The following is a 1,720-nucleotide window of genomic DNA, read 5'->3' on the forward strand; positions in this document are numbered from 1 at the left end:
GTAGTAGCTGCCGTCCGGCTGGTACTGCGTGGCGCCGGTGCCGCTCAGGGTGCCCGTGTAGTTGGTGCCGCCGCTCGGGGGCGGGGTGGTGCCCTCGGCCGTCAGCAGCGAGAAGAGGAGCTTGTTCGGCGAGCCGGTGCCGGCGCTCGTCACCTTGTTGCTGGTGGCGGTGCTGACGATGGCGCTGGCCACCGTCGCCGGCGTCGCCGACGGGTTGCCCTGCAGGTAGAGCGCTGCCACGCCCGCCACGTGCGGCGAGGCCATCGAGGTGCCGCTGATGGTGTTGGTGGCGGCGTCGCCCGTGTACCACGAGGAGGTGATGTTGTTGCCCGGCGCGAAGACGTCCAGGCAGCTCCCGTAGTTGGAGAAGGAGGCGCGCGCGTCCGTGTTCGTCGTGGCGCCCACCGTGATGGCGCTCGCGGCGCGGGCCGGCGAGGTGTTGCAGGCATCCTGGTTCTCGTTGCCCGCGGCCACGGCCACCGTCACGCCCGCGTTCACCATCCGCTGGATGGCGTCGTCGATCGCCTGGCTCGCCCCGCCGCCCAGCGACATGTTGGCGGCGGCCGGGGTCACCCGGTTCTGCGCCACCCAGTCCATCCCCGCGATGACGCCGGCGTTGGTGCCGCTGCCCGCGCAGTCCAGCACGCGCACGCCGTACAGACGGGCGCCCTTGGCCACGCCGTACGTGGCGCCGCCCACCGTGCCGGCCACGTGCGTGCCGTGCCCGTTGCAGTCGTCCGCCGTGCCGCCGTCCACCGCGTCGTAGCCGCTCACCGCGCGCCCGCCGAACTCGCTGTGCGAGAAGCGGATGCCCGTGTCGATGATGTAGACGTTCACACCCGCGCCGGTGGGCGTGTAGGTGTAGGTGCCGTTGAGGGGAAGGGCGCGCTGGTCGATGCGGTCCAGCCCCCAGGTGGCGTTGCTCTGCGTGGTGGTGGCCTGCACCCGCGCGTCCTGCTCGATGTAGTCGACGTTCGGATTGTGCTGCAGGGCGTTGAGCTGCCCGGCGTTCAGCTCGGCCGCGAAGCCGGTGAGCGCCGCCGTGTACACGTAGCGCGGGCTGACGCCGGCCACGGCCGCCACGGAGCGCGGGTCGGCGTCCTCGTTGAGGACCACGACGTACGAGCCCGGGATCGCGCCGCTGGCGGCGGAGCGCACGAGGGTGGGGTCGGTCGCGACCGGCGTGCCGGCCTGATCGGAGCACGCTGCGAGTGCGGTGAGGAACGCGGCCGCGGCGAGGGGTCTGAAACGCATCGGTTCACCTGTCCAAACGGGGTGGTTGCGCCGCGCCGCCTTTGGGCGCGGCCTTGTACGGCTCGTGCGTTGGGACCCGTGTGCCCGCCTGAGGGCGCCTCCCGACCCCTTCGCCATCCTGCCGGCCACCCCTAAGGCACACCCCGGACCGCTTTCGCCCAAATCCTAAACCCCTCCCCCGCAACCACTTACATTCCAAACGCGCGTTACGGCGCCGCGCGAGAATGGTGCACCGCATCGGTGCGCGCACCACAATGGTGCGCACACTGCGTGCACTTTTTCGGTGGCCCTCACCCCCAGCCCCTCTCCCGATAACAGGAGAGGGGCTTCGCCCTCCTGTTCTCGGGAGAGGGGGGCAGGAGCGAGCCGCGTCGAGACGGTGGTGCGCACGCAGAGGACGCCCGCACACCACCCCTCCCCCGCGGTTTGGGGGAGGGGTCGCGAGGAACGAGCGGGGGAGGGGGCT

Annotated in this window: 1 protein-coding gene; it reads right to left on the reverse strand. The window is 71.7% G+C overall.

Annotated features, from left to right (window positions below):
* Window positions 1-1,254: S8 family peptidase (locus tag VF647_10680; GenBank protein ID HEX8452553.1), on the reverse strand; the 1,254-nt coding region annotated here is incomplete at its 3' end.
* Between the last annotated feature and the right edge of the window lie 466 nt (window positions 1,255-1,720).

This window comes from Longimicrobium sp. (genome assembly GCA_036387335.1).
Taxonomy (GTDB): Bacteria; Gemmatimonadota; Gemmatimonadetes; order Longimicrobiales; family Longimicrobiaceae; genus Longimicrobium.